We start from the raw sequence: 21,542 nt of genomic DNA, 5'->3' as shown, positions 1-21,542 counted from the left end.
CGGACGGTGCCGCGAAGGTTGGGGGAGGTCAAGTGCAGCGCGGCAACACTTCGCCAGGACTTGACCAGGATGTCGCGGCCAACAGGGGTTCGGTTCTTTTCACGCCGGTCCCGGCACCGTAAACTGCCGCCAGCCAATTGGAGTGACGGTAATGCGAATCATTGCGGCCGCGGGTTTTCTCGCCAGCCTGGTTGTCTCGGGTCTGATGGCGAGCCAGTCGGCGCACGCCGATTTCGTGCCGCCGTTCAAGGGCAATGACACCGGCGGCATCATCGCCTATTCGATGGCGGCACAAGTCGATGCGCGTCAGGTCGCGGTCGATCATTGCGCCCGCTACGGCAAGGTCGCGAAATTCCTGGGCGTGCAGGGCTATGAGGGCGGCTATATCTCGTTCTCCTGCCGCTGGGTGCCCTATGGCGCCGCCGACCGGCCGATCCGCACGCTGTACTGAGGCGTTGTCGCAAGGCCGCACCTCTCTCAGCCGGGAGCTTCTCTCATGACGCGCAAACCCGCTTTGCTCGGCTCGATGCTTTGCCTCGCCTTGTCGGCAGGCAGCGCCGGCGCCGACGAACTGCCGCTGCGCAAGGCCGGTCTTTGGGAGATGAAGCTGGTCACATCAGGCTCGCCCGTGCCCGAAATGACCATGCAGCACTGCACCGACGAGACCGTCGACAAGGAGATGAGCAACAACGTCTCCCCGATGGCCAAGCAGATCTGCGCCAAGCAGGAGATCAAGAAGACCGCGACCGGCTATGTCAGCGATTCCGAGTGCAGCGTCGCCGGCGTCAGCACGACCTCGCATGCCGAGATCACCGGCGATTTCAACTCGGCCTACACGGTGAAGACCACTTCACACGCAAAAGGCGGCGTTGCCGGCGCGGCGGGGCGCGACAGCACCACGACGCTGCAAGCCAAGTGGCTGGGGGCCTGCAAGCCGGATCAGAAGCCCGGCGACATCGTCATGCCCGGCGGCTTCAAGATGAACACGCGCGACATGGACAAGCTGAAGGCGCTGCTGCCGAAATAGGTGGGGTGCTATTTTAACACCTGCGCCAGCGGACCGTCCTTGGCAGCCAAGGCTGACCAGCCCGGCTGACTCCCGGCTTCCAATCTCGCGAAATAGTCATCGCGCAGCAGGATTTTGGCGGCGACAGGGCCGCCGGCTCCATCCCACGTGACGGCGAATTCGTGGGTCGAGCCGGGAGGGGCGAAGCGAGAGCTTTCGTTGACGAACGACGCCGCATTGGCGAACGGCAGGTTCGCCGGGTCGTGCCACTCAGGCTCAATCGGGGTTGGGCAGCGATTGTAGAGCCAGACGTCGCTACAGATCTTCCGGTTTCGATCGAGCATGTAGGCGTAGGCCACCTTGCCATCATCCTCGATGATGACTGCGCTCTCATCGAATGGTGAGACGAACTTAGCGACGAATCCATCCGTGCCACTCATTCTTCAACTCCGCAGGATTGCCGCGCCGCATTCATCTATACCGGTATCCTCACGCTCGCCCTCAATCCCCCCATCGGGCTGTCACCGAGCGTGATGTCGCCGCCGTGCGAGCGGGCGATGTCGCGGGCGATGGCGAGCCCCAGGCCGGTGCCGCCTTCGTCCTGGTTGCGGGCGTTGTCCAGCCGCAGGAACGGCTTGAACACCTCTTCGCGCAAGTGGGCGGGAATGCCCGGGCCGTCGTCGTCGACGGTGACGGTCAAATAACGGTGATCGCGCTGGCCGGTGATGGCGATGTTCTTGCCGTAGCGCGCTGCGTTGGTGACGAGGTTGGCGAGGCAGCGCTTGAACGAGGCCGGCTTCACCGTCACCACGGGCAGGCCGTTGAACGCGACGGTCGCGGTATGGCCGTGGCGCTCGGCATCGCTGCGCAGCTCCTCGAGCGCCTGCGCCATGTCGGTCGGCTGCGACTGCTCGCCGGAATCGCCGCGGGCGAACGCAAGGTAATCCTCCAGCATCATCGACATCTCGTCGACGTCCTTGCGCATGCCTTCGAGCTCGGGGCTGTCGCCGATCAGCGCCAGCTCGAGCTTGAAGCGGGTCAGGATGGTGCGCAGATCGTGGCTGACGCCGGCGAGCATCGCGGTGCGCTGCTCCATGGTGCGCTCGATGCGCGACTTCATCTCCAGGAAGGCGACCGCGGCGCGCCGCACCTCGCGCGCGCCGCGGGGCCGGAAATTCGGCGCCTCGCGGCCCTTGCCGAAACTCTCGGCGGCATCGGCAAGGCGCAGGATCGGCTTGATCTGATTGCGCAGGAACAGCACCGCGACGATCAAGAGGATCGAGGACGTGCCGACCATCCAGAACAGAAAGATCTCCGAGTTCGAGGCATAGGCGGCGCTGCGCTGCGCGAACACGCGCATCACGGCATCGTCGAGTTGGATGCGGATCTCGACCAGATTGGAGCGCCCGACGGTGTCGATCCAGAACGAGCGGCCGATCTGGCGGCCGAGCTGCACCGACAGCGTCTGGTCGAGCAGCGAGAAGAACGGCTTTGGTCCAGGCGGCGGCATGTCGCCAGCAGGCAGGAAATCGACCACGAGGCCGAGCCGCTGCTGCGCGATGCGGCGGATCTCGTTGCGGTCCTTGTCCTGGGGATAGCCCTTGTAGACGTCGATGAGTGCGGCGATGTCCTGCACCACTGCGGCCGACAGGCGGCGCGTCACCGTGTTCCAGTGCCGCTCCATGAACACGAAGGCGACGACCGATTGCAGGATCACCATCGGCACGATCATGATGAGCAGGGCGCGGGCGTAGAGGCCGGTCGGCATCCAGCCCTTGAACGCGTTGCCCATCCAGCCGTTGGCGGCCGAGACGCGGCCGGCTGCGCTCTTCAGAAGCGTCAGGCCGGTGTCGATCGTGCTCATCGGGCGCGCTTCACTACGGTCTAAGGCGAGGCCACCAGGCGGTAACCGATGCCGCGCACCGCCTGCAGGAACAGCGGATTGGCGGGATCGGTCTCGATCTTGCGCCGGAGGCGGTTGATCTGCACGTCGACGGCGCGCTCGTTGACGCTGCCATTGCCGGTCAGCGCGCTGCGCGGCACGGTCTCGCCCGGCGTCTCCGCGAGAATCCGCAGCATCTCGCGCTCGCGGTCGGTGAGGTGGATGACCTCCTCGCCCTGACGCAGCTCGCCACGCTCGAGATGGTAGACATAGGGGCCGAAGGCGATCTTCTCGATCGTCGTCGCCTGCGGCGGCGGCGCGGCGCGCTTGAGGATGTTGTTGATGCGCAGCGCCAGCTCGCGCGGCTCGAACGGCTTTGCGACGTAATCGTCGGCGCCGATCTGCAGGCCCTCGATGCGGGCTTCCGCCTCGTGGCGCGCCGTCAGCATCACGATCGGCACCGACGACGAGGTGCGGATGAAGCGGGCAAGGTCGAAGCCGGTCTCGCCGGGCATCATGACGTCGAGGATCAGGAGATCGAAATGCAGGCCCATCAGCTTCGAACGCGCGTCGCCGGCGCTCGCCGCGGTGGTGACGCGGTAGCCTTCACTTGCAAGAAAGCGCGAGAGCAGGTCGCGGATGCGGCGGTCGTCGTCGACCAGCAGGAGATGCGGGGCATCGTCGGCCGGTTGCACCGTCGGGCGCGCGAGCGTAGCTGCGAGCGGCACGGTCACTCCTTGGCGTCTTGTTTGACGGAAGCGAAGATCGTCTCCAGCACCTTGTCCGGATCGTCGCGGTCGATCATCGCGCGCAGGAAGCGCTTGACCGTCTCGGCGTCCTGCGGCCCCATCTCCGCGAGCGCCCTGGTGATCCGCGTGGTCTGCAGTCCGGCGAGCTTCTGCACCAGCGCCTCGCCCTTCGGCGTCGCATAGAGCAGGCGCTGGCGGCGATCATTGTCGCCGGTCTTCTGCACGATATAGCCCTCGTCCAGGAGCTGCTTCAGCACCCGGCCGAGCGATTGCTTGGTGATGCGCAGGACGTCGAGCAGATCGGCGACCTTGAGCCCGGGATAGCGGTAGACGAAATGCATGACCCGGTGGTGGGCCCGGCCGAAGCCGAACGCCTCCAGCTCCTGGTCGGGATCGCCGACGAAATCGCGATAGGCGAAGAACAGCAGCTCGATGATATCCCAGCGCAAATTGCCTCCATCGCCTGCCGCCGGCCGGGGCGCGGCAGCGTCTTGAGAAGGAGTCGCGAAATTTATGTCAGGCATATTGACGTATCTTGGGTTCAATGTTACAAAACGATTGACCCGCACGAAATTTTAGATCGTTTCGCGCCGGGCGGCATCGTAGCAGGACGGCCGGAGAGAGCCGGACAGGCGGCGACGGCCGAAGTAGATCTACCGTGCGATTGTCGAGCGGCATTTCGGCAAAACATACTGGACTTCCGCCTTCCGCAAAAGCATGTCCTGCCCGACATGCTGGCTGCGGAAACCGGCCGTAACATGGCTGGCGGCGGTCCGGCCAGAAAACCAATCAAGCCAGCCGGGCCCTGAAAGGGCAGGCGGGCGCGAGAAACAGCGCCGCCACCGGCAGCGGGAGGCAAGGACATGAGCATGACATTCGACATCCAGCCCGCATCCAATCCGACGCCCGAGAAGGACCGTGTCGCCAAGCTGGTGGATCCCGGCTTCGGGCGGGTCTTCACCGATCACATGGCCATCGTCCGCTACAGCCAGGCCAAGGGCGGCTGGTACGAGGCGAAGATCGAGGCGCGCGCCAACTTCCAGCTCGATCCCGCCGGCGCGGTCCTGCACTACGCCCAGGAGATCTTCGAAGGCCTGAAGGCCTACAAGCGTGACGATGGCGGGGTGAACCTGTTCCGTCCCGACGCCAATGCGCGCCGCTTCAAGGACTCGGCCGATCGCATGGCGATGGCGCAGCTGCCCGAAGACGTCTTCATCGAGGCGGTCGAGCAGGTCGTGCGCATCGACCGCGCCTGGATGCCGGGCGGCGAGGGCAGCCTTTACCTGCGGCCGTTCATGATCGCGAGCGAGACCTTCCTCGGCGTCAAGCCGTCGTCCGAATACATGTTTGCGGTGATCGCATCGCCTGTCGGCTCCTATTTCAAGGGCGGGCCCGCGCCGGTCTCGATCTGGGTGTCGGAGAACTACACGCGCGCCGCGATCGGCGGCACCGGCGCCGTCAAATGCGGCGGCAATTATGCCGCGAGCCTGCGCGCCCAGGCCGAGGCGATCCAGCATGGCTGCGACCAGGTCGTCTTCCTCGACGCGGTCGAGCGCCGCTACATCGAGGAGCTCGGCGGCATGAACGTGTTCTTCGTGTTCGACGACGGCTCGCTGTCGACGCCGCCGCTCGGCACCATCCTGCCCGGCATCACCCGCGACTCCATCATCACGCTCGCCCGCGACGCGGGCAAGACGGTGCGCGAAGAACCCTATACGCTCGAGCAGTGGCGCAAGGACGCGGCCTCAGGCAGGCTGAAGGAAGCGTTCGCCTGTGGCACCGCCGCGGTGATCTCGCCGATTGGCAAGGTGCGCTCGGTCAGCGGCGACTTCGAGATCTCGGGCGGCGTCGCCGGCCCGGTCGCCATGGGCCTGCGCAAGCAGCTCGTCGACATCCAGTACGGTCGCACCAACGATCCTCACAACTGGATCCGCAAGGTGTTTTGAGATTCTTCACCCTCCCCTGGAGGGGGAGGGTCGATCGCGCGTAGCGCGAGCGGGGTGGGGTGATCTCTCCACTCGGGCAGTGTTCGATGTGGAGAGACCGTCACCCCACCCCGTCTCTCATCTTCGCTACGCTCAGATGCGAGCCGACCCTCCCCCTCCAGGGGAGGGTAAAAAGCAAAACGTTTGTGGACTGTTGCGCACTGAACGCGCTGCTGCCGACATGCGACAAAGCCAGGACACAACAAGCATCCCGGACATCGCGATCATGGCAATGAAACTCTCCCAACCCATGAAATGGGTCGTTCTCGCCGCCGTCACCGGCGTCTGCGCCTTCGGCATCCTGACCACCGGTCCGACCCACGAGGTCGCAGCGCAGGACCGCTCGCCCATCGTCGACGTCCGCACCACCGACCCCGAGATGAACACCGCGATCGCTCGCGCCCGCGGCTCGCTGCCGACCTTCTGGGCCTCCTATGAATCGGCGAAGCCGACGGAGACCGGGCACGCTTTGAAGGTACGCTTCCCGACCCGCAAGGGCGGCGAGCATATCTGGATCGGTGAGGTGAAGAAGCTGCCGGACGGCGCTTATTCCGGCCTCTTCGCCAACGAGCCGCGCGACATCCCGGGCAAGCACGCAGGCGATCCGGTCAAGTTCACCGAGGCCGACATCTCGGATTGGATGTTCATGCGCAACGGCAAGATCGTCGGCGGCGAGACCATCAAGCCGACGCTGAAATCCATGCCGAAGGCCGACGCCGACGCGCTCCGGGCGCGAATGGAGCAGCCGTAGGGCAGTTGCCGCCTCCCGCGCTGGCTGGTAAACGCCGCGCATGGCCGAGAAACCCAAAAAACCCCAGAAACTGAAGGCGCGCCTGCCGCGCGGGCTCGAGGATCGCGACGCTGCCGCGATCCGGGCGACGCGCGAGATGGTCGAGAAGATCCGCGCCGTCTACGAGCTCTACGGCTTCGAGCCGGTGGAGACGCCGGCGATGGAATACACCGACGCGCTCGGCAAATTCCTGCCCGACCAGGATCGTCCGAACGAGGGCGTGTTCTCGTTCCAGGACGACGACGAGCAATGGATCAGCCTGCGCTACGATCTGACCGCGCCGCTCGCCCGCTATGTCGGCGAGCGCTACGGCACCGACGCTCTGGTGCTGCCCTATCGCAGCTACCGCGTCGGCTATGTGTTCCGCAACGAGAAGCCCGGCCCCGGCCGCTTCCGCCAGTTCATGCAGTTCGATGCCGATACGGTCGGCTCGGCGACGCCGGCGGCGGACGCCGAGATCTGCATGATGGCGGCGGACACGATGGAGGCGCTCGGCATCGCGCGCGGCTCCTATGTCGTGAAGGTCAATAACCGGAAGGTGCTCGACGGCGTGCTCGAGGCCATCGGCCTTGGTGGCGAGGAGAACGCGTCGCGCCGGCTGACCGTGCTGCGCGCGATCGACAAGCTCGACAAGTTCTCTGCCGACGAAGTGCGCAAGCTGCTCGGCCCCGGCCGTTGGGACGGCGGCGAGGAGGGCAAGGGCGACTTCACCAAGGGCGCCAATCTGAGCGCGGATGAAGCTGACGTCGTTCTCGCCATCACCAAACCGCGCGAGGATTGGAAAGAGGCCATTGCCGCAGCGGAAACCTACCTTGCCAAGAGTGCAGTCGGTCAGGCCGGCGTGAGCGAGCTGGAGGAAATTGCAAAACTGGTCACGGCGTCGGGTTACGGTGCTGACCGCATCAAGATCGATCCCTCCGTGGTGCGCGGCCTCGAATATTACACCGGTCCCGTCTACGAGGTCGAACTCCTGCTTGAGACCAAGGACGAGAAGGGCCGTCCCGTGCGTTTCGGCTCGGTCGGCGGCGGCGGGCGCTACGATGGTCTCGTCTCGCGCTTCCGCGGCGAGCCGGTGCCGGCGACCGGCTTCTCGATCGGCGTGTCGCGGCTGCAGGCGGCGCTGACGCTGCTCGGCAAGCTCGACACGCGGCCCGAATTCGGCCCCGTCGTCGTCACCGTGTTCGACCGCGACCGCGTTGCCGACTACCAGAAAATGGTGGCGAGCCTGCGAGGTGCCGGCATCCGCGCCGAGCTCTATCTCGGCAATCCCAAGAACATGGGCAACCAGCTCAAATATGCCGACCGCCGCAACTCACCTTGCGTCATCATCCAGGGCTCGGATGAAAAGGCGCGCGGCGAAGTGCAGGTCAAGGACCTGATCGAGGGCGCCAAGGCGGCCGCCGCGATCGCCTCCAACCAGGAATGGCGCGAGACCCGGCCGGCGCAGTTCTCGTGCAGCGAAGCCGATCTCGTCGCGAAAGTGCGCGAGGTCCTGGCCCGCCATGACGTAGAGTGGGGCTAGCCATTCGCTGGCGCCGTCATGCCCGGGCTTGTCCCGGGCATCCACGTCTTGTTTGATGGAAAAGAACGTGGATGGCCGGGACAAGCCCGGCCATGACGGATAGAGAAGAGGGAGCGAACAAATGCCTGAGATCACCATCAGCATGGCCGAAGGCCGTACCGACGAGCAGAAGGCCGGCATGATGCGCGACATCACCCAGGCGCTGGTGAAGAATCTCGGCGTCGATGCCGATGCCGTCGTCATCCAGATCAACGAAGCCCCGCTCCGCCACAAGATGAAGGGCGGCAAGACCTTCGTGGAGCGCGCGGCGGCGGCGAAGAAATGACACGCTGGCGTCATTCCGGGGCAGCCCGCCAGGGCTGAACCCGGAATCTCGATCGACAATCTCTGGATTCTCAGGTGCGCAACTGCGCACCATAGTTCGCGCTTCCCGCGCTCCGGAATGGCGAGCAAGCACACCATGGACGCACGAGACTTCATCACGACAGGCATGAGCGCCGAGCGCACGCTGGTGGTTCCGGTGGAGCGCACCGTCGGGCATTTCGTATCAGGCATGCCGTTTGTCTATGCGACGCCGATGATGATCCTGGAGATGGAGATGACATCGGGCGATGCGATCCGCTCAGCGCTGCAGCCGGGCTGGGTCACGGTCGGGACCGAGGTCGACATCCGCCATCTTGCCGCAGCGCTCGTCGGCGCAACCGTGCGGACCACCGCAAAGGTGGTCGCGGTCGAGCGCCGCGTCATCCGCTTCGAGGTCGAGGCGTTCGAGGGCACGCGCAAGCTCGGCGAAGGCCGCCACGCCCGCGGCCTCGTGAATGTCGAGATGTTCAACAAGCGGTTGGGAGCGTAGCCGCTACTTCGCCAATTCCTTCGACCGCTGCGTCGCCGCGGCGATGGCGCGGATCATGAGATCGCGCAGGCCCGGCTCGCCCATCAGCACGCCGAGCGCTGCGGCCGTAGTGCCGCCGGGCGAGGTGACGTTCTGGCGCAGCGTGCTCGCTGGCTGGTCCGACCGGTGCAGCAGCTCGCCGGAGCCGGCGACGGTCTCGCGGGCGAGCTTGGTCGCAAGCGCCTCCGGCAGTCCCGCTTCGACGCCGGCGCGGGCGAGCTCCTCAGTGAGCAGGAACACATAGGCTGGCCCTGAGCCGGACACCGCGGTGACCGCGTCCATCAAGCCTTCGTCCTCGACCCACTCGACCGAGCCGGTGGCGCGCAGCAGCGCATTGGCCACCGCGCGCTGCGCGGCGCTGACGTCGTCCGCTGCGACGGCGACGGTGATGCCGCGGCCGATCGCGGCCGGCGTATTCGGCATCGCGCGCACCACGGCGCCGCCGCAGACCTCCCGGAGCGCGGCGATCGTGGTGCCCGCCATGATCGAGACCACCGCGGTCTTGTCCGAGACGAACGGCTTCAGCCTGGCGCCGGCCTCGCGGAACATCTGCGGCTTCACCGCCACGACCAGCGTCTCGACGGCGCCCGTGGTGCTCACATCAGGATTGAGCACGACGCCCTTGGCGGCCAGCGCGGAGATCTCGGGCGCAATGTGCGGCTCGATCACCGCGACGCGGCGAGGATCGAGCCCGCCCGAAAGCCATCCCGTCAGCATCGCGCCGCCCATCTTGCCGGCGCCGGCGAGCAGGATGGTGCCGGTGATGTCTTGAAGAGGATTGTTTGCCATCGCCGTTGCCACACACTCAGGTGTCATCCCCGCCTGGTGCGCAATTGCGCACGGGGCGGGGATCCCTGCGCGAGCGCTTGCTCGTCGCATAACCACAGGCGGTTCTAGTGGATCGAGGTGTTGGCAGCAAGCCGCGGGCCCCAAGTGGCCATCACGCGGAATGGGTCCCGGATCTTCGCTTCGCTCGTCCGGGACGACGCTGGAAAGGCGAGCCCTAAGCCTCGCCCACCGTGTCGAACATCGCCGCGTCCATCGCCTCCGCGGTGCTCTTGCCGGCCCACACCACGAACTGGAATGCGGGGAAGTAGCGCTCGCAGGCATGGATCGCGCCGGCGAGCATGACTTCGCATTGCGCGGGCGAAGCGGTGAGGCCGCCCGGCAGCACCAGGGCCTGGCGGTGCATCACCATGCCGGTGTTGGTCCACAGGTCGAAATGGCCGACCCACAGCTGCTCGTTCACGGCGGCGACGAGCCGCTGCACCTCGCCGCGGCGCGCGGGCGGAATCTTCATGTCGAAGGCGCAGGCCAGATGCAGCGCCTCGATCTCGCCCATCCAGGTGAAGGAGAGCTGGTAGTCGGTCCATTGTCCCTTGGAGACAATCGTGAGCTCGTCCTCGCCGGAGCGTTCGAACGGCCAGTTGTTGTTGGCGGCGATGTCCTCGACCACCGCGAGCGGATGGTTTCTGGAATCGATAGTGCCTTCGAGCAGGGACATGCCGTCTCGACCTCTTGCCTTCTTGTTGTCTTTGATACGCACGCGGTTGGGCCCGGCGCGCACTCCCTAAACGTCGCTGCGGCGTCCCCTCGGATCAGCCTTTGCAATCCCCTCGGAGTCGCTGTTGCGATCCCTCGGATCAGCGCGGCCTGTCGCGGATCAAGTGATGTGATTTGCGGAATCTGCGCAACGGGGTCGCGAGTCCGTCCACAAGCCAGGACTCGTTCGTCCACAGCTCATCTCCGCCACAATTCTTAACGGACGAGAACAAATCGGAATCGGATTCTGCAAAAAACGCTCAGCGCAAATTCCGCCGGGCGAGGGGCCGGACCGCCCTGTGGGCATGGGACCATGCGCTTTGCCCATGCGGAACACGCTTGCCGCGACTGCCCGCCGGCGGCATATTTCCGGACAGGCCGTTCATCCCGGACGGCCGATGTTCTCAGGGCGGGGTGAAAGTCCCCACCGGCGGTAAGGGCCGCAAGGCCCAAGCCCGCGAGCGCCTTCCGCGAGGGTTCTCCCGCACGGAAGGGTCAGCAGATTCGGTGCAACTCCGAAGCCGACGGTTAAAGTCCGGATGAAAGAGAACGGTCGCTGGCAGACGCATCGCAACGATGCGGCTGTTTGTCGTTCCGTGTGCCCTGATTCTGGTCCTTAAACCGAGGAAAGCCATGAATCAGATGCTGCAAGACCCCCAAACCGAAACGTCCCAGATACAGCCGCCGCCGGTTCCCGCGGAGCCGGCCCCTGCGCATCCGCGCTTCGCCAAGCCGCAGCGGGTGGCCTTCGTGCAGGCCTGCTGGCACCGCGACGTGGTCGCGGAAGCCCGCATCGCCTTCATGAAGGAAGCCGAGGCGCGTCACCTCACCCATGTCGACGTGTTCGAGGTGCCGGGCTCGTTCGAGATCCCGCTGCACGCGCAGGTCCTCGCCAAGACGCGGCGCTACACCGCGATCGTCGCCGCCGGTCTCGTCGTCGACGGCGGTATCTACCGCCACGAATTCGTCGCCGACACTGTGATCAAGGCGCTGATGGACGTGCAGCTGCGCACGGAGGTGCCGGTGTTCTCGGCCGTGCTGACGCCGCAGCAATTCCACGAGACCGAGGTGCACTACGATTTCTTCCGCAAGCACTTTGCGATCAAGGGCGTCGAGGTCGCGGCCGCCTGTGCCGAGACGTTGCACGGCCTGGAGCGCCTGCGCGGTCAGGTCGCAGCGGGAATCGTGGGGTAGTGGCGGTCATTCCGGGGCGCGCGTAGCGCGAGCCCGGAATCCATCGATCGACACGATTTGCTGCAAGATGGATTCCGGGTTCGGCGCTTGCGCGCCGCCCCCGAATGACGCTGTCAGTCGAACAGGCTCGACACCGATTCTTCCGCCGCCGTGCGCGCGATCGCATCCGAGATCAGGCTGGCGATCGGCAGGGTGCGGATGTTCGGGGCCTTGGTCACGGCGTCGGTCGGCAGGATCGAATCGGTGATCACCAGTTCCTTCAGCCTGGAGCCGGAGATGCGGGCAGCCGCGCCGCCGGAGAGCACGCCGTGGGTGATGTAGGCGTAGACGTCCTTGGCGCCGTTGGCGAGCAGCGCATCGGCCGCGTTCACCAGCGTGCCGCCGGAATCGACGATGTCGTCGACGAGGATGCAGGTGTGGCCGGAGACGTCGCCGATCACGTTCATGACCTCGGACTCGCCCGGCCGCTCGCGGCGCTTGTCGACGATCGCGAGCGGGGTGTTGATGCGCTTGGCGAGGCCGCGCGCGCGGGCGACGCCGCCGACGTCGGGCGAGACCACCATCGTCTTGGTCAGGTCGAACTTGTCCTTGATGTCGCGCACCATCAGCGGCGCCGCGAACAGGTTGTCGGTCGGGATGTCGAAGAAGCCCTGGATCTGGCCGGCATGCAGGTCGAGCGTCATGACGCGGTCGACGCCGGCCTGCGTGATCATGTTGGCGACGAGCTTGGCCGAGATCGGCGTGCGCGAGCCGGACTTACGGTCCTGTCTGGCGTAGCCGAAATAGGGCAGCACCGCTGTGATGCGGCGCGCCGAGGAGCGGCGCAGCGCGTCGGTGATGATGAGCAATTCCATCAGATGGTCGTTGGCGGGGAACGAGGTCGACTGGATGACGAAGGCATCCGAGCCGCGGACGTTCTCCTGGATCTCGACGAAGATCTCCATATCGGCGAAGCGCCGCACCACCGCCTTGGTCAGCGGCAGGTCGAGACCTTGCGCGATCGCCTGGGCGAGGGCCGGATTGGAGTTGCCGGCGACGAGCTTGATGGAGCCGTTTTTGGCCGACATGGACGCTTCCTCCCGCGCTTTGCTGGATACGACCTTCAACATGAGAAAATACCCGCTGGCAGCACGGTTACGACGGGCGAGGAAATATCAGGCGGAAGCCTGCAATGGCAACCCGGGATGCTACGTTTTCCCTTTGAAAATCCTGAGTCGGGCCAACGGTTTGGCCGCAAGTTGAGGCCGTGGTTTAGCGGGGGTTATTGCTCGGCATAGCCGAGTGCTGAGGCCGGCATGTCAGGCGCGGGAGCGTCCTTGATGACGCTGGCCACTGCCGGTCCACGCAACGCCGGAGCCGCACCGGGTGCATCCGGCGTTCCGTTGATCATGTTGGAAAGTCCGCTGAATCCGGCCTGGGCGATCTTCCGCAGCACCAGATCATCAGCAGCTTGCCAGGGATCGCGGCCGCCCTTTGCCGAGGTCGGTTCCTCGCCGGAGAGGCGCAGCGCGCGCTGCTGGTTGGCGTCGTAGACGTCCCAGACCCAGGCGATCACGGTCTTGCCGCGCACCACCTGGGCGGAGAGGTAGCTGCGCACGCGATAGGCAGCCGCGCCCTCGCGGGAGACCACGGACAGGCTGCGCAGCTTGGATTCGCTGTCGAGCACGCCGACCATGCGGTCGAACACTTGCGGGGGTGGGCCGTCGATCGATTCGAAGGCGACGGTGGCCCCGCTGCCGGCGCTCGGCGCCATCGCATAGGAATTGACGGCATTGCCGCCGCCACCGGCGCAGCCGCCCAGCGCGGCCGCCGCTGCCAGCAGCATGACCGCCAATACGCGCAAACCCGCGCGGCCGAAGATGAATGACGCGTCCCTCATTATGGAGGGCAGCGATATCGTTAAAATCGATTAAGGTCTAGGGCGGGCGCGACACAGGCCACTGTCATTCCGGGGCTACTCGTGTGTCCCGGACGCGCTGCAGCGTGCAACGCTGCTGCGCAGAGCCGGGACCCAGATTGCCGCCGACATTGAGATTGCAGAGACATGGGCCCCGGCTCTGCGGCGCATCACTTGCGTGCTGCGCCGCGTCCGCGGCGCGAGATCTCATCCCTCCAGTGCAATCGCGTGGACGTGGCGGCCGTAATCCGGCTCCTTGCGATGCACCGAGCGGCGATAGCTGAAGAAGCGCTCGTCGGCGTAGGTGTCGAGGCCGAGATCGTCAATCATCAGGATGCCGGCGGCCTCCAGCCGCTTGCGGATGAAGCCGGCGAGATCGAACATCGCATGGCCCTCGCGCACCGAGGGGATGAAGAACACCGCGTTCTCCGCATCCTGATCGATGAAGCGCGCGACGAACTCGTTGCCGACCTCGTAGCTGTCCTGGCGGATCAAGGGGCCGATCGCGGCAATGATGCCGCCGCGCGTGGCGCCGAGTTTCTCCATCGCCGCGATGGTCGCTTCCAGCACGCCCGTCAGTGCGCCCTTCCACCCCGCATGCGCGCCGCCGATCACGCGCGCCTTCGGATCCACGAACAGCACCGGCCCGCAATCGGCGGTGGAGACGCCGAGCGCGATGCCCGGCGTCTTTGTCACCAGCGCATCGCCTTTGGGCCGCGGTCCGCTCGGCCACGGTGCCTCGGCAACGAGCACGTCGGGCGAATGAATCTGGTGCAGGCTGAGGAAGCGCTCGGGCGCAACGCCGACATGCTCGGCCATGCGGCGCCGGTTTTCGGCGACCAGGGCCTGATCGTCGTTGGAGCCGAGCCCGCCGTTCAGCGCGGAATAGATGCCGCCGGAGACGCCGCCTTCGCGGGTGAAGAAAGCATGGCGCAGGCCGGGCACCGCCGACAGCAGCGACGAAGCTATCGTCATGAGGCCTCTCCTGCCTGTTCGAGATCGCTGAGGCCGGCAAGGCCTGTCAGCCGCGGCTCGGAGATGCCGAGCACCTTGAACATCGAGCCCATGCCGCCGCGCCCGGTATCGGTCAGGCGCCTGAGTGCCACCGAAATGTCGGTGGCGACGTCGGGCGCAGCTTTCTGCATCAGGGCGGCGGCGCGGGTGTCGATGCCGATCCGCTTGAGGAAGTCGCCTTGCGTCACCGGCCCATGCACGCGCGCGCCGACATCCTCGGCCGCGCGCGCCAGCGCCTGGAAGTCGACATGGGCGGTGACGTCGGCCTGGCCCGGCGCCTTCAAGGGGTCGGTGAAGGTGTGGCGTGCGATCGCCTGAAACGTGTCGCCGGCATCGCTGCGCAGATGGCCGTAATCGACGATCAGCGCCGCGCCGTCCTGGTCGCGCACGCGCGTGGCGAGCTTCATGATCTCGGCGTCGGGGCGCCACTCGAACACGGCGCCGATGGGGGCGGCGCGCACTAGGGGCGGCAGCAGCACGTCGAAGCGCGGCGTCGGCTCGGGCGCAGCGCCGAACTGAAGCTTGCCGTTGGGATCGATCTCGATCACGCGCTCGTGCCAGCCGTTCTCGAGCCTGACCATCTGGTGGATCGGCAGCACGTCGAAATATTCATTGGCGAGGATGATGCTCGGGCCGTCCGGCACCTCGTCGATGCTGTCGTGCCAGGCGATGTTGCGCACGTTGGCGAGCGTCGCGCTCTGCCGGTCCCGCAACACGGGATTGACCTCGACCATGTGGATGTGGAGCGCCTGGTAGAGCGGCGGCAGCACGCGGAGCGCGCGCAGCGCATCCGCCATCATGGTGCCGCGGCCGGGGCCGAGCTCGATCAGCCGCAGGAATTGCGGCGAGCCCATCTGCTTCCAGACCGAGGCGGTCCACAGGCCGAGCAGTTCGCCGAACATCTGGCTGACTTCGGGCGCCGTGGTGAAGTCGCCCTCGCGGCCGAGCGGATCGCGCGAGACGTAATAGCCGTAGCGCGGGTGCATCAGGCACAGTTCCATGTACCGCCAGACCGGCATCGGCCCGGAAGATTTGATCAGCGCCTTGATCTCGTTGAGCAGCGGCTGGTCGGTCACGGCGTTCTTCTCGAAATGAATTAACGAATGGCCTCGACGGGCGTCGGCGCACCGCGCCTCACTGCCAATACAATAAGTATGAGGCCTGCGATAAGCATCGGGATCGACAGCAGCATGCCCATGGTTAATCCGCCCCAGAGAAAACCGAGCTGCGCGTCCGGCTCGCGGAAACGCTCCCCGGCAATGCGGGCCAGGCCATAGACCAGGATGAAGGCGCCGAGGATCATGCCGGGCCGCTTCAAGGCACCGAACCGGATCATGATCGCGAGCACCGTGAACAGCAGGATGCCCTCCATGCCGGCCTGGTAGAGCTGGCTCGGATGGCGCGGCAGCTGCGTCGGATCGTTGGGGAAGATCATCGCCCAGGGCAGGCTCGGGTCGGTGGCGCGGCCCCACAGCTCGCCGTTGATGAAATTGGCGATGCGTCCGAGCAAGAGCCCGACCGGGGCGACCGCGGTGGTGATGTCGCCGAGCGACAGGATCGAGATGCCATTGCGCCAGGCGAACCACATCACCGCGACGACGCAGCCGAGGAAGCCGCCGTGGAACGACATCCCGCCCTCCCACAATTTGAAGATTGCGGCGGGATGATCGATGAAGAAGGGCAGGTTGTAGAACAGCACGTAGCCGGCGCGGCCGCCGAGGATGATGCCGAGCGTCACCCACAGGATGAAGTCGTCGATCTGCAGCAGCGAGATCGGTGCCGGTCCGCCCCACAGGCGTTTGCTCTTCAGCAGCGCGCGGGCATAAAGCCAGCCGAACACGATGCCGCAGATATAGGCGAGGGCATACCATTTGATCGCGAACGGACCGATCTCGAGCGCGATCGGGTTGAAGGCGGGGAAGTCGATGAGCAGAAACGGCATCGCGCCTTCTATGTCCAAGCGGGATCGCGGTCCAAGCGTGATCGCGGCGGTCGGGCGCCGCCAGGCGCCCCGTGATTCCTCTTATGCAGGGACGTTGAATACGATTGCAAGGAAACCCGCGCATGACAAGGATACCGCCGCTTCGCCCTTGAACCGGCTCCGTCGGATTGCCATTGTCATTCTGCGTGTTCGCGCAAAGTTTATCGAAAGGCCCACAATGACCCAGACCAACAACCGGTTTTTCGACGAGATCGGCCGCCTGATGAACGACGCCGCCGGAGCTGCCCAGGGCGTCAAGCGCGAGTTCGATTCCGTGATGCGCAGCCAGGCCGAAAAATTCCTGCGCGACATGGACCTCGTCAAGCGCGAGGAGTTCGAGGCGGTCAAGGACATGGCGCGCCTGGCGCGCGAGGAGAACGAAGCCCTGAAGGCGCGGATCGCGGCGCTGGAGGCGAAGTTGGGGGGATAGGCGCCCTTTCTTACCCTCCCCTGGAGGGGGAGGGTCGCTGGGCATGCAGCGAAGCGGAATGCGCAGCGGGGTGGGGTGATCTCTCCACTCGGGCACCGCCTCTGTGGAGAGACTGTCACCCCACCCCGTCTCACATTTCGCTGCGCTCAATGTGAGCCGACCCTCCCCCTCCAGGGGAGGGTGGAAACCGCCCGGCAGCCCATTCTCCTTGTCATTTCCGCATCTTCCGGGTAAAAGCCCGCCACGTCCGCGGCCCCCGCACCCCTGGAGGCTTGCTGTGGACCATGCCATGGGCCGCCTTGCGGCCCATTAACTTTTGCAAAAACAAGGACTTAACGACATGGCGACGACCGTCAAGGAATTGAAGGCGACCGCACGTCCGAAGAGCGGCAAGGGGGCCGCCCGGGCTGAGCGTCGCGCCGGGCGAGTGCCCGGAGTGATCTACGGCAACAACCAGCCCCCGCTGACGATCTCGATCGAAGATCGTGAACTGCGCCAGCGCATCCTTGCCGGCCGGTTCCTGACCACGCTGGTCGACATCGACCTCGAGGGCAAGAAGCACCGCGTCATTCCGCGCGACTACCACCTCGACCCGGTCAAGGACTTCCCGATCCATGTCGACTTCATGCGGCTGGGCGAAGGCGCCACCATCCGCATCAGCGTTCCCCTCCACGTGGTGAAGGCGGAAACCTCCCCGGGCGTGAAGCGCGGTGGCACCGTCAACATCGTCGCCCATGCGATCGAGCTCGAATGCGGCGCCGAGAGCATCCCGCAATACATCGAGGCCGATGTCGGCGCGCTCGAGATCGGTCATTCTCTGCATCTGACCGACATCAAGCTGCCCGCCGGCGTCAAGGCGCTGACCCGCGAGGACGCGACCCTCGTCACCATCGTGCCGCCGTCCGGCTACGCCGAAGAGCAGAAGGCTGCTGCCGCGGCTGCGGCTGGTGGTGCGGCTCCGGGCGCTGCGGCGGCTCCGGCCGCTGGCGCCGCGGCTCCGGCTGCTGCTGCGCCTGCCGCTGCTGCCAAGGCTCCCGCCGGCGGCGACAAGAAGAAGTAATCTCTCGAAGCTGGCGCGCGGCTCCTCGCCGCGCGCCGAGCGGGGGGCGCGCCGCGTCATGCGACTCTTTGTTGGGCTCGGCAATCCCGGCGCGAAATACGCACGTAACCGGCACAATATCGGCTTCATGGCCGTCGACGAGATCGCGCGGCGTCATGGCTTTGCGCCGTGGCGCCGCCGCTTTCAGGGCGAGACCTCGGAAGGTGCGCTCGGACTTGAGCGCGTGATCCTGCTCAAGCCCACGACCTACATGAACGAGTCCGGCCGCAGCGTTCAGGACGCGGCGAGCTTCTTCAAGATCGCACCTGGCGACACCACCGTGTTCCACGACGAGCTCGAGCTGCCGCCGGGCAAGGTGCGGGTGAAGATCGGCGGCGGCATCGCCGGCCATAACGGCCTGCGCTCCATCTCGGCGCATATCGGCAACGATTATCGCCGGGTCCGGCTCGGCATCGGTCATCCCGGCGTCAAGGAGCTGGTACACGGCCACGTGCTGTCGGACTTCGCCAAGGCCGACAACGAATGGGTGACGACGCTGTGCGACGCGGTGGCCGAGCATGCCGCACTGATCGCCAAGGGCACGGACGCGACCTTCGCCAACAGGGTGCATCTGGCCATGCAGGCGAAGGGGTTTTTGGCCAAGGACGAGAACGGCAAGGAATAACACCGGTCGTCGCCGGACATGATCCGGCGAAGACGATGGATGCGCGGGTCAAGCCGGCGCATGACGAGTTCGAAAGACATTTGCGCGCGAAGCGCGGAGGCCAGGACCACCATGGGATTCAAATGCGGGATCGTCGGATTGCCCAATGTCGGCAAGTCGACCTTGTTCAATGCGCTGACCGAGACGGCCGCGGCGCAGGCCGCGAACTATCCGTTCTGCACCATCGAGCCGAATGTCGGCGAGGTCGCCGTGCCCGATCCCAGGCTCGACAAGCTCGCGGCCATCGCCAAGTCGGGCCAGATCATCCCCACCCGGCTGACCTTCGTCGACATCGCCGGCCTCGTGCGCGGTGCCTCGAAGGGCGAAGGCCTCGGCAACCAGTTCCTCGCCAACATCCGCGAGGTCGACGCCATCGCGCATGTGGTGCGCTGCTTCGAGGATTCCGACATCACCCATGTCGAAGGCAAGATCGCCCCGCTCGCGGACATCGAGACCATCGAGACCGAGCTGATGCTCGCCGACCTCGACAGCCTCGAGAAGCGCGTCGACAACCTCACCAAGAAGGCCAAGGGCAACGATAAGGACGCCAAGGAGCAGCTCGACCTTGTCAACCGCACCCTGGTGCTGCTCCGTGACGGCAAGCCCGCGCGCCTCGTCGAGCGCAAGGCGGAGGAGGAGCGCGCCTTCGGAATGCTCGGCCTGTTGTCGTCCAAGCCCGTGCTCTATGTCTGCAACGTCGAGGAAGGCTCGGCCGCAACCGGCAACGCCTTCTCCAAGGCGGTCGAGGAGCAGGCCGCGAAGGAGGGCGCGGTTGCCGTCGTCATCTCCGCCAAGATCGAATCCGAGATCGCGACCATCTCGCGTGACGAGCGCGCCGACTTCCTGGAGACCTTGGGCCTCGAAGAAGCCGGCCTCGACCGCCTGATCCGCGCCGGTTACGGGCTGCTCGACCTCATCACCTACTTCACCGTGGGCCCGAAGGAAGCGCGCGCCTGGACCATCCATCGCGGCACCAAGGCGCCGGCGGCGGCCGGTGTGATCCACACCGATTTCGAGAAGGGTTTCATCCGCGCCGAGACCATCGCATACGAGGACTACGTCGCACTCGGCGGCGAAGCCGGTGCCCGCGATGCGGGCAAGCTCCGCCTCGAAGGCAAGGACTACGTCGTCGCCGACGGCGACGTGATGCATTTCAGGTTTAATACGTAGGTACCAACATCGCTTGCGTAGGGTGGGCAAAGCGAAGCGTGCCCACCACCTCCCTTATCTCGCGGAATGATCGTGGGCACGGCGCTGTGCGCCTTTGCCCACCCTACGCGCCTGTGCGTGCCGCTACCGCATCCCTGATCCCTGGTCCCTTATCGCGCCGAGATGCTCGTTGATGCGGAAGACGATCAGGATCAGCTCGGCGACGATGCGCGAGAACACGATGCCGACGACGACGCTGGCGATCGAGGACAGCAACACCAGGAAGCCGCCGAACGGGCTGATCGCCATCGCAGCCAACCCTGAGAAGATGCCGGAGAGGCCGAACAGGCAGATCAGCGCGATCACCAGCCAGTAGAAGGTCTTGATGATCGTCGGCGTGATGAAGCGGTCCCATTGGAACAGGTCGCTGAATGAGAACATTGCTCTCCCCAAGGCACATCGGGACTTCAAATCGGGACTTCGAATCGGGTTCGGCCGTCGATCGATCCGACTCAAATCAACGCCGATCCCAAGTATGTAGCACGAGCCATGCGGGCCGGCGGGTTGAGATTGCCGCAAAGTGCGGCCACAATCTGTCATTCCCGTAAACCGCTTCCGAGATGACCCTGACCTTCGAAGATTTCCCGCCCGGCCGGTTCGGAACGTTCGGCCCGCGCCATGTCACCCGCGACGAGATTCTGGCCTTCGCCGCCGAGTTCGATCCGCAGCCGATGCACCTCGACGAGGAGGCCGCGGCGAAAAGCATGCTGCGCGGCCTGTCCGGTTCGGGCTGGCATCTGTGCTCGCTGATGATGCGGATGATGGCCGACGGCTTCATCACGCGCGCCGCGTCGCTGGGATCGCCCGGCGTCGACGAGGTGCGCTGGCTCTCGCCGCTGCGGCCCGGCGACGATCTCACGCTCGACGTCGACGTCGTGGAGGCGCGGGTCTCGAAGAGCCGACCCGAGCTCGGCATCGTCAAGTTCAAATGCACCGCGCGCAATGCGGCGGGGCAGGCGCTCGCCGAGATGACTTCGCCGATCCTGATCGAGCGGCGCGAGGGAGCGGCCTGATGCGGTTCTTCGAAGACATCGCGATCGGCCAGCGCCGCGAGATCGGCGCCTATACGTTCACGGCGGAAAAGATCAAGACCTTCGCCGCGAAGTTCGATCCGCAGCGCTTTCACCTCGACGAGGAGGAGGGCAAGAACTCGCTGTTCGGCGGTCTCGCCGCCTCGGGCTGGCATGTCGGCTCGGCCTGCATGAGCCTGCTTGTCGCCGACGGCCAGCGCCTGGCGCGCGAGGCCGCCTCGCGCGGCGAGGAGGTCGCCGTATGGGGTCCGTCGCCGGGCTTTCGCGACCTGCGCTGGATCAGGCCGGTGCTCGCCGGCGATACCGTTGCTTACGTCAATGAAGTCATCGACAAGCGCACCTCTGCCTCCCGTCCCGGCTGGGGCATTTTGACGGCCCGCACCACCGGCACCAATCAGCGCGGCGAGGAGGTCTATTCCATCACCGCGTCCGCCTTTGTGCCGCTGCGCAAGAGCGCGTGATTTAGAATCGATCGAGAAGGTTGCGGCTCTTCACCTCTCCCCCGCTTGCGGGGAGAGGTCGGATCGCTCTTGCGATCCGGGTGAGGGGGTACAGCTCTCTCGCTGGATCTCGCGTGTGGAGAGAGGCCCCTCACCCCGACCCTCTCCCCGTAAGAACGGGGCGAGGGAGAAGCGAAACCGAGCGAGTGTTGCCC

26 protein-coding genes and 1 riboswitch are annotated in these 21,542 nt (G+C 65.7%); of the genes, 14 read left to right on the top strand and 12 right to left on the bottom strand.

Translation table 11 applies throughout. The annotated features are described in order from the left end of the window. The first annotated feature begins 151 nt into the window (after nucleotides 1–151). Both AC24YW_RS11335 and AC24YW_RS11330 read left to right on the top strand, forming a co-directional pair. A complete protein-coding gene (locus tag AC24YW_RS11335) occupies nucleotides 152–451 on the top strand; it encodes a hypothetical protein (RefSeq protein ID WP_487482810.1) in 300 nt (99 codons plus the stop codon). 45 nt (nucleotides 452–496) lie between these two features. Beyond that, nucleotides 497–1,027: a DUF3617 domain-containing protein gene (locus AC24YW_RS11330; RefSeq protein ID WP_487482809.1), complete on the top strand. Its 531-nt coding sequence runs from the start codon at nucleotides 497–499 to the stop codon at nucleotides 1,025–1,027. A gap of 8 nt (nucleotides 1,028–1,035) precedes the next feature. Here AC24YW_RS11330 and AC24YW_RS11325 read toward each other — a convergent pair whose 3' ends face one another. Genes AC24YW_RS11325 through AC24YW_RS11310 form a run of 4 tightly spaced genes read right to left on the bottom strand, consistent with a single transcriptional unit; the run spans nucleotide 1,036 to nucleotide 4,161 of the window. Continuing rightward, nucleotides 1,036–1,446: a hypothetical protein gene (locus AC24YW_RS11325; protein ID WP_487482808.1), complete on the bottom strand. Its 411-nt coding sequence runs from the start codon at nucleotides 1,444–1,446 to the stop codon at nucleotides 1,036–1,038. A gap of 35 nt (nucleotides 1,447–1,481) precedes the next feature. Next, nucleotides 1,482–2,870 carry an ATP-binding protein gene (locus AC24YW_RS11320; RefSeq protein WP_025033840.1) on the bottom strand — a complete coding sequence of 463 codons (1,389 nt, stop codon included), beginning with the start codon at nucleotides 2,868–2,870 and terminating at the stop codon, nucleotides 1,482–1,484. Between the two features lie 20 nt (nucleotides 2,871–2,890). Beyond that, nucleotides 2,891–3,622 (bottom strand): response regulator, encoded by a 732-nt coding sequence (locus AC24YW_RS11315; protein WP_487482807.1) that lies wholly within the window; start codon nucleotides 3,620–3,622, stop codon nucleotides 2,891–2,893. Beyond that, nucleotides 3,619–4,161, bottom strand: coding sequence for a MarR family winged helix-turn-helix transcriptional regulator (locus AC24YW_RS11310; RefSeq protein WP_057027673.1), 543 nt, complete (start codon nucleotides 4,159–4,161; stop codon nucleotides 3,619–3,621). Before AC24YW_RS11310 ends, AC24YW_RS11315 begins: the two co-directional genes overlap by 4 nt. A gap of 339 nt (nucleotides 4,162–4,500) precedes the next feature. Here AC24YW_RS11310 and AC24YW_RS11305 point away from each other — a divergent pair, with 339 nt between their 5' ends. The 5 genes from AC24YW_RS11305 to AC24YW_RS11285 all read left to right on the top strand — a co-directional run bounded on the left by AC24YW_RS11305 (nucleotide 4,501) and on the right by AC24YW_RS11285 (nucleotide 8,787). After that, complete coding sequence (locus AC24YW_RS11305; protein ID WP_487482806.1) at nucleotides 4,501–5,583, top strand: branched-chain amino acid aminotransferase; 1,083 nt, start codon at nucleotides 4,501–4,503, stop codon at nucleotides 5,581–5,583. 265 nt (nucleotides 5,584–5,848) lie between these two features. After that, the gene (locus AC24YW_RS11300) at nucleotides 5,849–6,373 is read left to right on the top strand and encodes a YegJ family protein (protein ID WP_487482805.1); all 525 of its coding nucleotides are present in this window, start codon (nucleotides 5,849–5,851) and stop codon (nucleotides 6,371–6,373) included. A 40-nt stretch (nucleotides 6,374–6,413) separates the two neighbouring features. Beyond that, nucleotides 6,414–7,934, top strand: a complete 1,521-nt coding sequence (gene hisS / locus AC24YW_RS11295; RefSeq protein ID WP_487482804.1) for a histidine--tRNA ligase — start codon at nucleotides 6,414–6,416, stop codon at nucleotides 7,932–7,934. 121 nt (nucleotides 7,935–8,055) lie between these two features. Further along, a complete protein-coding gene (locus AC24YW_RS11290) occupies nucleotides 8,056–8,259 on the top strand; it encodes a tautomerase family protein (protein WP_025033847.1) in 204 nt (67 codons plus the stop codon). A gap of 135 nt (nucleotides 8,260–8,394) precedes the next feature. Continuing rightward, a complete protein-coding gene (locus AC24YW_RS11285; protein WP_487482803.1) occupies nucleotides 8,395–8,787 on the top strand; it encodes a thioesterase family protein in 393 nt (130 codons plus the stop codon). Nucleotides 8,788–8,790: 3 nt separating this feature from the next. Here AC24YW_RS11285 and proC read toward each other — a convergent pair whose 3' ends face one another. Both proC and AC24YW_RS11275 read right to left on the bottom strand, forming a co-directional pair. After that, nucleotides 8,791–9,615, bottom strand: coding sequence for a pyrroline-5-carboxylate reductase (gene proC, locus AC24YW_RS11280; protein WP_487482802.1), 825 nt, complete (start codon nucleotides 9,613–9,615; stop codon nucleotides 8,791–8,793). 214 nt (nucleotides 9,616–9,829) lie between these two features. Then, on the bottom strand, nucleotides 9,830–10,330 hold the full coding sequence (locus tag AC24YW_RS11275) for a type III secretion system chaperone family protein (protein ID WP_487482801.1): 501 nt from the start codon (nucleotides 10,328–10,330) through the stop codon (nucleotides 9,830–9,832). Between the two features lie 434 nt (nucleotides 10,331–10,764). Continuing rightward, a riboswitch (FMN riboswitch) is annotated at nucleotides 10,765–10,923 on the top strand. A 78-nt stretch (nucleotides 10,924–11,001) separates the two neighbouring features. Here AC24YW_RS11275 and AC24YW_RS11270 point away from each other — a divergent pair. After that, nucleotides 11,002–11,562, top strand: coding sequence for a 6,7-dimethyl-8-ribityllumazine synthase (locus AC24YW_RS11270; protein ID WP_487482800.1), 561 nt, complete (start codon nucleotides 11,002–11,004; stop codon nucleotides 11,560–11,562). Nucleotides 11,563–11,675: 113 nt separating this feature from the next. On the opposite strand, the gene AC24YW_RS11265 is transcribed toward AC24YW_RS11270, so the two are convergent. From AC24YW_RS11265 to lgt, 5 genes are all read right to left on the bottom strand, one after another. Then, entirely contained in the window at nucleotides 11,676–12,629 is a 954-nt protein-coding gene (locus AC24YW_RS11265) for a ribose-phosphate pyrophosphokinase (protein WP_487482799.1), read from the bottom strand. Between the two features lie 194 nt (nucleotides 12,630–12,823). Next, nucleotides 12,824–13,441, bottom strand: a complete 618-nt coding sequence (locus AC24YW_RS11260; RefSeq protein WP_487482798.1) for a hypothetical protein — start codon at nucleotides 13,439–13,441, stop codon at nucleotides 12,824–12,826. Between the two features lie 225 nt (nucleotides 13,442–13,666). Further along, on the bottom strand, nucleotides 13,667–14,434 hold the full coding sequence (gene pgeF / locus AC24YW_RS11255; RefSeq protein WP_487482797.1) for a peptidoglycan editing factor PgeF: 768 nt from the start codon (nucleotides 14,432–14,434) through the stop codon (nucleotides 13,667–13,669). Then, nucleotides 14,431–15,549 carry a class I SAM-dependent methyltransferase gene (locus tag AC24YW_RS11250; protein ID WP_487482796.1) on the bottom strand — a complete coding sequence of 373 codons (1,119 nt, stop codon included), beginning with the start codon at nucleotides 15,547–15,549 and terminating at the stop codon, nucleotides 14,431–14,433. Before AC24YW_RS11250 ends, pgeF begins: the two co-directional genes overlap by 4 nt. Nucleotides 15,550–15,569: 20 nt before the next feature. After that, nucleotides 15,570–16,415 carry a prolipoprotein diacylglyceryl transferase gene (gene lgt, locus AC24YW_RS11245; RefSeq protein ID WP_487482795.1) on the bottom strand — a complete coding sequence of 282 codons (846 nt, stop codon included), beginning with the start codon at nucleotides 16,413–16,415 and terminating at the stop codon, nucleotides 15,570–15,572. A gap of 217 nt (nucleotides 16,416–16,632) precedes the next feature. Here lgt and AC24YW_RS11240 point away from each other — a divergent pair, with 217 nt between their 5' ends. The 4 genes from AC24YW_RS11240 (at nucleotide 16,633) to ychF (ending at nucleotide 19,817) form a co-directional block, all read left to right on the top strand. Beyond that, on the top strand, nucleotides 16,633–16,884 hold the full coding sequence (locus AC24YW_RS11240) for an accessory factor UbiK family protein (protein WP_487482794.1): 252 nt from the start codon (nucleotides 16,633–16,635) through the stop codon (nucleotides 16,882–16,884). A 340-nt stretch (nucleotides 16,885–17,224) separates the two neighbouring features. Continuing rightward, nucleotides 17,225–17,944, top strand: a complete 720-nt coding sequence (locus AC24YW_RS11235) for a 50S ribosomal protein L25/general stress protein Ctc (protein WP_487482793.1) — start codon at nucleotides 17,225–17,227, stop codon at nucleotides 17,942–17,944. A 58-nt stretch (nucleotides 17,945–18,002) separates the two neighbouring features. After that, nucleotides 18,003–18,608, top strand: a complete 606-nt coding sequence (gene pth, locus AC24YW_RS11230; RefSeq protein ID WP_487482792.1) for an aminoacyl-tRNA hydrolase — start codon at nucleotides 18,003–18,005, stop codon at nucleotides 18,606–18,608. A 111-nt stretch (nucleotides 18,609–18,719) separates the two neighbouring features. Then, the gene (gene ychF, locus AC24YW_RS11225) at nucleotides 18,720–19,817 is read left to right on the top strand and encodes a redox-regulated ATPase YchF (protein ID WP_487482791.1); all 1,098 of its coding nucleotides are present in this window, start codon (nucleotides 18,720–18,722) and stop codon (nucleotides 19,815–19,817) included. Between the two features lie 123 nt (nucleotides 19,818–19,940). Here ychF and AC24YW_RS11220 read toward each other — a convergent pair whose 3' ends face one another. Beyond that, nucleotides 19,941–20,237, bottom strand: a complete 297-nt coding sequence (locus AC24YW_RS11220; RefSeq protein ID WP_028134403.1) for a DUF4282 domain-containing protein — start codon at nucleotides 20,235–20,237, stop codon at nucleotides 19,941–19,943. Nucleotides 20,238–20,416: 179 nt separating this feature from the next. On the opposite strand from AC24YW_RS11220, the gene AC24YW_RS11215 reads away from it, so the two are divergent. Beyond that, nucleotides 20,417–20,869: a MaoC family dehydratase gene (locus AC24YW_RS11215; RefSeq protein ID WP_487482790.1), complete on the top strand. Its 453-nt coding sequence runs from the start codon at nucleotides 20,417–20,419 to the stop codon at nucleotides 20,867–20,869. Then, complete coding sequence (locus AC24YW_RS11210) at nucleotides 20,869–21,348, top strand: MaoC family dehydratase (protein WP_487482789.1); 480 nt, start codon at nucleotides 20,869–20,871, stop codon at nucleotides 21,346–21,348. Before AC24YW_RS11215 ends, AC24YW_RS11210 begins: the two co-directional genes overlap by 1 nt. Nucleotides 21,349–21,542 lie beyond the last annotated feature (194 nt).

The sequence above is a fragment of the Bradyrhizobium sp. USDA3516 genome (assembly GCF_057651995.1).
Note: the sequence above shows the minus strand (reverse complement) of the source record. Positions and strands in the feature narration are given on the sequence as shown.